General features: G+C 63.7%; 8 protein-coding genes and 1 pseudogene. 1 reads left to right on the forward strand and 8 read right to left on the reverse strand.

From position 1 onward, the window contains the following. A partial coding sequence (locus APH30_RS24450; protein ID WP_054914003.1) for a cysteine desulfurase family protein occupies positions 1-1,116 on the reverse strand: 1,116 nt, incomplete at its 3' end. 210 nt (positions 1,117-1,326) lie between these two features. Continuing rightward, a complete protein-coding gene (locus tag APH30_RS24455; RefSeq protein ID WP_054914004.1) occupies positions 1,327-2,253 on the reverse strand; it encodes a LysR family transcriptional regulator in 927 nt (308 codons plus the stop codon). A gap of 139 nt (positions 2,254-2,392) precedes the next feature. Here APH30_RS24455 and APH30_RS24460 point away from each other — a divergent pair, with 139 nt between their 5' ends. Further along, on the forward strand, positions 2,393-3,622 hold the full coding sequence (locus tag APH30_RS24460) for an acyl-CoA dehydrogenase (RefSeq protein ID WP_054914005.1): 1,230 nt from the start codon (positions 2,393-2,395) through the stop codon (positions 3,620-3,622). A 22-nt stretch (positions 3,623-3,644) separates the two neighbouring features. Here the strand turns inward: APH30_RS24460 and APH30_RS24465 are convergent. The 6 genes and pseudogenes from APH30_RS24465 to APH30_RS24490 form a co-directional block, all read right to left on the reverse strand. Then, positions 3,645-4,680, reverse strand: a pseudogene (locus APH30_RS24465) (TerC family protein). Positions 4,681-4,858: 178 nt separating this feature from the next. Beyond that, positions 4,859-6,166, reverse strand: coding sequence for a substrate-binding domain-containing protein (locus APH30_RS24470; RefSeq protein ID WP_054914006.1), 1,308 nt, complete (start codon positions 6,164-6,166; stop codon positions 4,859-4,861). Between the two features lie 286 nt (positions 6,167-6,452). Continuing rightward, positions 6,453-7,601 carry an ABC transporter ATP-binding protein gene (locus APH30_RS24475; protein WP_009686433.1) on the reverse strand — a complete coding sequence of 383 codons (1,149 nt, stop codon included), beginning with the start codon at positions 7,599-7,601 and terminating at the stop codon, positions 6,453-6,455. 17 nt (positions 7,602-7,618) lie between these two features. Then, positions 7,619-8,425 carry an ABC transporter permease gene (locus APH30_RS24480; RefSeq protein WP_009686434.1) on the reverse strand — a complete coding sequence of 269 codons (807 nt, stop codon included), beginning with the start codon at positions 8,423-8,425 and terminating at the stop codon, positions 7,619-7,621. A 6-nt stretch (positions 8,426-8,431) separates the two neighbouring features. After that, the gene (locus APH30_RS24485) at positions 8,432-9,349 is read right to left on the reverse strand and encodes an ABC transporter permease (RefSeq protein ID WP_009686435.1); all 918 of its coding nucleotides are present in this window, start codon (positions 9,347-9,349) and stop codon (positions 8,432-8,434) included. Then, on the reverse strand, positions 9,346-9,657 hold a 312-nt coding region (locus tag APH30_RS24490; protein ID WP_156326644.1), incomplete at its 5' end, for an extracellular solute-binding protein. The genes APH30_RS24485 and APH30_RS24490, both read right to left, overlap by 4 nt.

Consider the following 9,657-nt stretch of genomic DNA (forward strand, 5'->3'; position numbering starts at 1 on the left):
AAACACCTCCAGCGCCTTGTCGACTTCGGCGTCGGTGCTGAAACGGCCGATGCTAAGGCGCACGCTGTTGCGCGCCTGGTGCTCATTCAGCCCCAGCGCCAGTAGCACGTGGGACGCCGTGTTGCTGGCCGAGTTGCACGCCGAGGTGGTGGACAACGCCAGTTCGCTGGCCAGCGCCGCACTGTTGAAGCCCGGGCTGTCGATGCACAGGTTCAGGGTGTGCGGGATGCGTTGCGTGGCGCAGCCATTGAGGCTGACCCCGGGCAACTTCAGCAAGCCTTCCTGCAGCCGCGTGGCCAGCTGCGCAAGGCGCAGGTACTCGCTGTCGCCGGGCTGCCCGGCTAGGGCGAACGCACTGCCCATGCCGGCAATCTGGTGAGTGGCCAAGGTCCCGGAACGCAGGCCCTGTTCATGGCCACCGCCGTGGATCTGTGCGCGCAGTACCGGGCGGGCGCGAGGCCCGACGTACAGGGCGCCGATACCTTTGGGCCCGTAGGCCTTGTGCGCCGAGAACGACATCAGGTCGACAGCCATCGCGCGCAGGTCGATCGCCAGTTTGCCCACTGCCTGTGCGGCGTCCACGTGCAACAGGGCACCCTGCGCGCGAACGCACTCGCCAATGGCGGCAACGTCGGTGACCGTGCCCAGTTCATTGTTGACGGCCATCAGCGATACCAGGCGGGTATCGGCGCGCAACGCGGCTTGTACCGCCGCGGGCTGGATCAGGCCACGGGCATCAGGTGCCAGGCGCGTGACCGCCCAGCCTTGGCGCTCCAGTTCGGCCACGGTGTCAAGTACGGCTTTGTGTTCCAGCAGGCTGGTGACCAGGTGCCCGCGGTGGTCGATGCCGTTGGCAACGCCTTTGAGTGCCAGGTTGTTCGACTCGGTGGCGCCAGAGGTCCATACCAGCGCTTCGGCCGGGGCGCCAATGCGCTCGGCCACTTGCTGTCGCGCCTGGTCCACCACACTGCGGGCGGCCTGGCCGTAGGCATGGCCACTGGAGGCCGGGTTGCCGAAGTTGGCCTGGCGGCCAAGGCAGGCGAGCATGGTTTCGACCACCCGGTCATCGACCGGGGTAGTGGCGGCGTAATCGAAGTACAGCGGGGCGTTAGGCATCGGGGCATGTCCATGTTTGTCGCCGTGGGGTCGGCGATCGTTGGCATCAGCCTATCGTGCGGTCGAAAGATGCTTTTCGCTTCCCGCTGGGCTATTTGTGGCGTATTTGCATGCTTGTTCTATTTGATTTCCTTTCTGGAGAATATTTTTCTCGATTCATTCTTTCGCACAGCACACCGTGATACGCATCGACCGGTTTCAGCGCGCATTTTAGGCAGGTTCAAGCGCTTTTTCTTCGTCGGCTACCACACGTTGGCACAGCTCGGTGATCTGCTCGCGCATCCAACGGTTGGCCGGGTCCTGGTCGGTGCTTTCATGCCAGTACAGGTGGGTTTCCAGGGCCGGGACCTCCACCGGCAGTGGGTGGTAGCGCAGCTGATGACGGCGAGCGAAACGCTCCGGGACGGTCATTGCCATGTCGGTCTGCTGCAACACTTGCGAGGCCATCAGGTAGTGCTGCGAGCGCAGGGCGACCTTGCGCTGCACGCCCATCTTGCCCAAGGCCAGGTCGACATACCCCAGGCCGTTGCGGCGGCTGGAAATGTGGATATGGGTCATGCCCAGGTAGCTGTCGAGGGTCAGTTTGCTGTCCGCCAGCGGGTGGCCCTGGCGCAGGGCACAGACGTAGCGGTCCTGCATCAACTTCACGTGGCGGACCTGGGGGTCGGTGTTCAACGGCGCGTCGATGGCGAAATCCAGGCGGCCGGCGGCCAGCTCCTTGGTGGTTTCACGGCGCTTGCACAGGAAACTTTCGATCAGCACCGCCGGCGCCAGGCGGCGCAGCCGCTGGAACAGTGGCGGCAGAATGACCGCTTCGGTCAGGTCGGTCATGCTGATACGGAAGGTTTTGTTGGCCTGTTGCGGGTTGAAAATGCGGCTTTCCTGTACTGAGGTGCGCAGCAGCGCGAGGGCGTTGCGCACCGGGCCGATGATGTTCTGCGCCATGGGCGTGGGCACCATGCCTTGCGCAGTGCGCACGAACAGCGGGTCGTTGAAGGTTTCGCGCAGGCGCGACAGGGCGTTGGACACCGCCGGCTGGGTGATGCCGACGATCTGCCCGGCGCGGGTGAGGTTGGCTTCGGTGTAGATCGCATCGAACACGATGAACAGGTTGAGGTCGACCTTGCTGAGGTTCATGGGCGCCGCTCTTTGTTGGAGTTATCTGCCGATCATATATCGGTTATGAATGTTCATACACGCTGAAAATAGACTAGGTGGATCGGGTTGCGCTGCTCTAGGCTCTGGCCATGTTCTTCGAACCGTGAAGGTAGCCCCGATGGATTTCGCCTATTCGCCCAAGGTCCAGGCACTGCGCGAGCGTGTCACCGCGTTCATGGATGCTTATGTCTACCCCGCCGAGGCGGTGTTTGACCGCCAGGTCGCCGAGGGTGACCGCTGGCAGCCCACCGCGATCATGGAAGAGCTCAAGGCCAAGGCCCGCGCCGAGGGGCTATGGAACCTGTTCCTGCCCGAGTCGGAGTACGGCGCTGGCCTGAGCAACCTGGAGTACGCGCCGCTGGCCGAAATCATGGGCCGCTCACTGCTCGGCCCGGAGCCGTTCAACTGTTCGGCCCCGGATACCGGCAACATGGAGGTGCTGGTGCGCTACGGCAGCCAGGCGCAGAAACGCCAGTGGCTGGAGCCGCTACTGCGGGGTGAGATTCGTTCCTCCTTCGCCATGACCGAGCCGGATGTGGCTTCCTCGGACGCGACCAACATGGTCGCGACCGCGGTGCGTGACGGTGACGAGTGGGTGATCAATGGGCGCAAATGGTGGACGTCTGGTGCGTGCGACCCGCGCTGCAAGGTGATGATCTTCATGGGCCTGTCCAATCCGGAAGGCCCGCGTCACCAGCAGCACTCGATGGTATTGGTGCCAACCGATACGCCTGGTGTGAAGATTGTTCGCCCGCTGCCGGTATTCGGCTACGACGATGCCCCGCATGGCCACGCCGAGGTGCTGTTCGAGAACGTGAGGGTGCCGTATGAAAACGTGATTCTCGGCGAGGGCCGCGGCTTCGAGATCGCCCAGGGGCGCCTGGGCCCTGGGCGTATCCACCACTGCATGCGTTCTGTCGGCATGGCCGAACGGGCGCTGGAGCTGATGTGCAAGCGCTCGGTTGCGCGCACCGCCTTCGGCAAGCCTCTGGCACGCCTGGGGGGCAACGTCGACAAGATTGCCGATTCGCGCATGGAAATCGACATGGCCCGGCTACTCACGCTCAAAGCGGCGTACATGATGGACACGGTCGGCAACAAGGTCGCGCGCAGCGAGATCGCGCAGATCAAGGTGGTGGCGCCGAACGTGGCGCTGAAGGTGATCGACCGGGCGATCCAGCTGCATGGCGGGGCAGGGGTGAGCGGCGATTTCCCGCTGGCGTACATGTACGCCATGCAACGCACCCTGCGCCTGGCCGACGGGCCCGATGAAGTGCACCGGGCGGCGATCGGCAAGTATGAGATTGGCAAGTATGTGCCGGCAGAGATGTTGCGCAGCGGGCGGTGAGGCAGGCTGATTCTCGTCAGGCCTACTCTTTGTGGCCGGCATTGGCTTGGGGGGTACCGTGTGCCGGCGGCTGATCCACCACAGCCGGCTTCTGCCCCCGCGTCTTGAGCAGCGAAACCACCACCCCACCCAGCAACAGCCCGAACGTCACACCCAACGACAGCAACGCCGGCACCTTGCCGACCATGCCATGGTAGAAGATCTTGCAGCCGATGAAGATCAACACCAGCGCCAATGCGTACTTGAGGTATACGAACCGGTGCATCAGCGCCGACAACGCAAAGTACAGCGAGCGCAGGCCAAGAATGGCAAAGATGTTCGAGGTGTAGACAATGAACGGGTCCTGGGTGATGGCGAAGATCGCGGGTACGCTGTCCACTGCGAACACCAGGTCGGCCAGCTCGATCAGCACCAGTGCCAGGAACAGCGGCGTTGCATGGCGCAGGGCCTTGTTCTGCCCCGGGGGTGTCTGGCGGACAAAGAAGTGCGAGCCATGGATCTCGTCGGTCACCCGCAGGTGCCGGCGCACGAACTTGAGGATTGGATTGTTGGCCAGGTCTGGATGGCTGTCTTCTTTGGCCAGCGCCATCTTCACCCCGGTGAACAGCAGGAAGGCCCCGAATAGGTACAGCACCCAGGCGAAGTTCTGCACCAGTGCTGCGCCCGATCATGATCGCGCGCAGGATCACCACCCCGAGGATGCCCCAGAACAGCACGCGGTGCTGGTAACGGCGGGGGATGGCAAAATAGCTGAAAATCATGGCCATGACGAACACGTTGTCCATCGACAGTGATTGCTCGACCAGGAAGCCGGTGTAGAACTCCAGCGCCGATTGCGCGCCTAGCTGGAACCAGACCCAACCGCCGAACAGCACGCCGATGCTGAAGTAGCCGGAGTACAACAGCAGGCTCTCGCGCATGCCGATTTCACGTTCGTGACGGTGCAGTATGCCGAGGTCGAGTACCAGCAGGCCGATGACGATGGCCATGAACACCAGCCACAACCAGGTGCTGGTACCGAGGAACGGGGTGGTGAGAAACGCCTGTAGAGCTGTCATGAGCCCCTCCTTGAATGTCGACGTTGCGTGGCAACAGTGATCCGACATCACGGCGTGGCAGCCGTCAGAGGGGCCCGGTATCACATAGGGTTAAGGCTAGACCTGTTTGCCTGCGCTGCCGAATCCGGAGCTGTTACATTTGTTTGCCAGGCGGCCGTGAACAGCATCACCCTGTTGCTCAGTACACCCACACCTCCACACGCTGGTTGTGCAGCCGCCCTTGTTCACGTTCGTTGCCGGCCACAGGCAATTCAGCGCCCATGCCGGTCACCTGCAGCACTGCGACGCCGTTACGTGCCAACTGGCGGCGCACCGCCTGCGCCCGCAAGCGCGACAGCAGCGCAGCGCGGCCTGGGGTCAGCTTGGGGTCGCCGAAGCCAACCAGCACTGTCTTGCCCTGTAGCTTGCCGGCCTGGTGGAGGTAATCGGCCACCCGTTGCACATCACGCAGGGCCTTGTTGTCGAGGTTGGCGCTGCCTGCCTGAAAGCGAAAGTTCACGCTCAGCCGTTGTGCCTGCTTGGCCAGGTTGCGGTAGCGCGGCGGCATGCCTGCCTGTGGTGGCACTGGCAGGGCCTGTATCTGCTGCGAAACGAACCCTTGCTGGGCGACGATGGCCTGGCCTGCCGGGCTTTGGGCGAAGTCCGCGAGGGCTTTGGCGGGTGGTTTGGGGTTGGCCGGCAGATAGAAGTACAAGCGCCGTGACAGGGGGTAGTCCTCGCTGGCCACCAGGGCGCGCGCTGGCAGCATGGCCGGGGCGTCCCCTTCAGCCACCGCCAGCACCTTGGCCCCGTGAATGGCGGCCAGGCTACTGAAGCCAATGGCCTGGCGGTCGGTGCTCACCCCTGCGGCCAGTTCGTCACTGGATTCGAAGCGCCGGGCCTGGGCTGACAGTGCCGCGTGCTGTGGCGCCAGTACCAGTGCCTTGAAGGTTTCAAAGGTGCCGGAGCGGTCGTCACGGGCGTACAGGTGAATGGCCCCGCCGGAAATGCCCAATTCTTCCCAACGCTGGATCTGACCAGAGAAAACTTGCGCCAGTTGCCCTGTGCTGAGCTGCGGCAGCGGGTTGTCGGGGTGGACAATGACCGCCACGCCATCCAGGGCAATGACTTGCTCGGAAGCGGCAGCACGCAGGTCGCCCAACGCTCGCAACTGGAGTACTTCGTTGTCGTTGATCGGCCGTGAGGCGGCGGCCAGGTCGGCCTCGCCCTCAACCAGGGCGGTGAAGCCGGTGCTGGAACCGTGGGCAGCGATGTCGATGCGTACCGGTTGGCCCTGCGTGTCGCGGGCCGTGATCATGGTTTCGTTGGGCAGCTTGCCGGCTTGCCGTTGGATCGCGCTGGCTTGCTGCGCACGGAGCTGGCCCTCCACAAGCGCCGGCAGCAGGGCTGCGCCGATGGTATTGGAGCCTTGCACACGCAAATGAACCGGTTCGGCCACGGTGGCCAGCGGTAGCACGGTGAGCAGTAGCACAAGCAGGCGTGGCATGCCGGGTGGCCCTGTGGCATAGAGTTGGCCGGCAGATTACGACAGGGGCGTGATGATAATGTGACAGTCAATGGGCTTGAGGCTGTCGAGGCTGCTGTGCAGCCCATCGCCGGCAAGCCGGCTCCCACACCGATAGCAATGTTCTCAAGACCTGTGCTGTACGTTGTGGGAGATTCTATGGTTTCTGGCAAAGGTAGCCGCAGCATCTTCAGCGCCTGTCAGCCCTGATGCGATCCCTGTGGGAGCCGGCTTGCCGGCGATGGGCCGCAAGGCGGCCCTGGCGGTCTCAATGCGCGCCGGCCGATTTGCTCAGGTCGCTCTCGGCCCATTCGGTGTAGATGCAGGCATCTGCCACTGCCCAGCGCACCTTCACGCTGTCCCCTGGCTGCATCGGCATACCCGCTGCAGACAGTGCCTTGACCGTGAGTTCGGTACCACCAGCAGTTACCACATGGCAGGTTTGGCTTTCCCCCAGGAACAGTACCTCGCCAACCTTGGCGCTGACCTCGTTCCAGCCTGCCGGCAGCGGCTGGCGCGCGGCTTGTTCGGCAGTCAGGGCCAGGGCTTTTTCCGGGCGGACCATGATCAGCGCATCCTGCGAGGCTGCCAGCCCCGGGGTCAGGCGGATGGCCACCGGCTGGCCTTCGAAGCTGGCTGCGCCGTTACTGCTGGCCTTGATCCGCAGGAAGTTGGAGTTGCCCAGGAACGACGCCACGAAAGCATTCGGCGGGTTCTGGTACAGGTCGTAGCCGGTGCCCAGGCCAACGATCTTGCCGTGGCTGAAAATGGCAATGCGCTGCGACAGGCGCATGGCCTCTTCCTGGTCGTGGGTCACGTAGACAATGGTGATGCCGAGGCGGCGGTGCAGCTGACGCAGCTCGTCCTGCAGGTCTTCACGCAGCTTCTTGTCCAAGGCCCCGAGCGGCTCGTCCATCAGCAGAATGCGTGGCTCGTACACCAGCGCGCGGGCAATCGCCACACGTTGCTGCTGGCCGCCGGACATCTGCGACGGCTTGCGGTGGGCGAACTGTTCCAGTTGCACCAGCTTGAGCATGGCATCGACGCGCTTGCTGGTTTCGCCCGCATTGAGTTTGCGAATGGCCAGCGGAAAGGCGATGTTGTCGCGCACGTTCAGGTGCGGGAACAACGAGTAACGCTGGAACACCATGCCGATATCACGCTTGTGCGGCGGCACGTTGACCAGCGACTGGCCGTCGACCAGGATCTCGCCGCTGCTCGGCGTTTCGAAACCGGCCAGCATCGACAGGGTGGTGGACTTGCCCGAGCCGCTGGAGCCGAGAAAGGTCAGAAACTCGCCGTCCTGGATCTCCAGGTCGAGGTTGTCCACGGCGGTGAAGTCGCCGTAGTGCTTGTTCAGGCCACGCAGGCTGACCAGGGTCTTGCCGTGCGCGTTGTCTTTGATCACTGCACTCATTGTTGTTATCTCCGCGCTCAGGCGTTTTCGGTGCGCCGGCGCAAGGCGGCGGCAATGAACATGACCAGCAGCGAAAGGCCGATCAGCAAGGTCGAGGCCACGGCGATCACCGGGCTCAGGTCCTGGCGCAGGGTGGTCCACATCTTCACTGGCAAGGTCTGCAGGTCGGGGCTGGCCATCATCACGCTCAGTACCACTTCATCCCAGGACACCAGGAAGGCGAACAGGCCCCCGGCAATCATCCCCGGGCGAATGGCCGGGAAGGTGACCTTGAAGATCGCCTGCAGGCGCGACGCGCCGCAGATCACGGCGGCATCCTCGATCGACTGGTCGAACAGCTTCAGCGAGTTGATGATCGAAATGATGGTGAAGGGCAGGGCGACGATCACATGGCTGACCACGAACGCGAACAGCGTGCCGGTATAGCCCAGCTTGAGGAACAGCGCGTACACCGCCACCGCAATGATTACCAGCGGCACGATCATTGGCATGGTGAACAGCCCGTACAGCAGTTCACGGCCCGGGAAGCGGCCACGCACCAGGGCGAACGCGCTGGGTAACCCCAGCAGCACCGCCGCAACGGTGGTCAGCACGGCCACCTTGAAGCTGGCCAGTGCAGCTTCCATCCACTCGGGGTTGGAAAAGAACTGGCCGTACCACTTGAGGGTCCAGCCGGGCGGCGGGAAGACCAGCCACTGCGACGACCCGAACGACAGCAACACGATGAACACTACCGGCAGCAGCAGGAAGGCTGCGATCACCCCGGTGGTCAGGTACAGGCCTGTGCGCAGCGGGCGGCCCATGGCATTGGGGGAAAGGAGCATGGCGGTTTACCTCGGGTTGCCAACCGGGGACTCCGGCTGCAGCTTCAGGTACAGGTAGAAGAGCACCAGGGTGATCAACACCAGCAGTGCGGCGGCGGCGCTGGCCAGGCCCCAGTTGAGGAACGACTGCACCTGCTGGATGATGAATTCCGGCAGCATCATGTTCTGCGCCCCGCCCAGCAGTGCCGGGGTGACGTAGTAACCGAGCGACATCACGAACACCATCAGCGCCCCGGAAAACAGCCCCGAGCGGCACAGTGGCAGGAACACCTTCCAGAAGTTGGTCCACGGGCTGGCGCCACAGATCGAGCCTGCCTGCAGCACCATCGGGTCGATGGCGTGCATGGTCGCCTGCAGCGGCAGCACGATGAACGGGATCATGATGTAGCTCATGCCGATCACTACACCGGTCAGGTTATGCACCATCTCCAGCGGGGCATCGATGATGCCCATGGCCATCAACGCCTTGTTGATTACCCCCGAACTCTGCAGCAGCACCAGCCACGAGTAGGTGCGTGCCAGCAGGCTGGTCCACATCGACAGCAGCACGATGTTCAGCAGCCAGCGGCCCCAGCCTTTGGGCACCAGGGTGATGGCCCACGCCAGCGGGAAGCCCAGCAGCACGCTGATCAGGGTGACCACACCGGCCACCGAGAAGGTGTTGAACAGCACCCGTGCGTAAGCCGAGTTGGCGAACAGCTGCTCGTAGTTGCCCAGCCCGGGCGTTGGCTCCAGTACCCCGCGCAGCAACAGGCCGATCAGCGGCGCGAAGAAGAACAGACCCAGGAACAGCAAGGCCGGCAGCAGGTTGCGGCTGCCTTTCCAGCGCTGGCTCAGGCCCACGCGGCGCGGTACGGTGCCCGGAGCGCCGGCCCCCGTGGGGGCACCTTGCGCGTTATGCAGGGCGTTGATGGCGACTTTCATTTGACCAACCACTCATTCCAGCGCGCGGCGATGGCCTGGCCGTTCTTGGCCCAGTAGGCGAAGTCGAGGGTGACCTGGTCCTGGGCATGGGCGGTAGGCAGGTTGGGTGCAAGGTCCTTGTCCAGCTTGGCCACGCTGTCGACGTTGACCGGCGCGTAGGCGGTCTTGTTGGCGAACTCGGCCTGGCCTTCGGCGCTGCTGGCGTTGGCCAGGAACTTCATGGCCGCGTCCTTGTTCTTGGCGCCCTTGGGGATGACCAGGAAATCGGCCATGACCAGGTTCTGCTTCCAGCTCACACCCACCGGGGC

The organism is Pseudomonas sp. NBRC 111127 (genome assembly GCF_001320345.1).
Lineage (GTDB): Bacteria > Pseudomonadota > Gammaproteobacteria > Pseudomonadales > Pseudomonadaceae > Aquipseudomonas > Aquipseudomonas juntendi.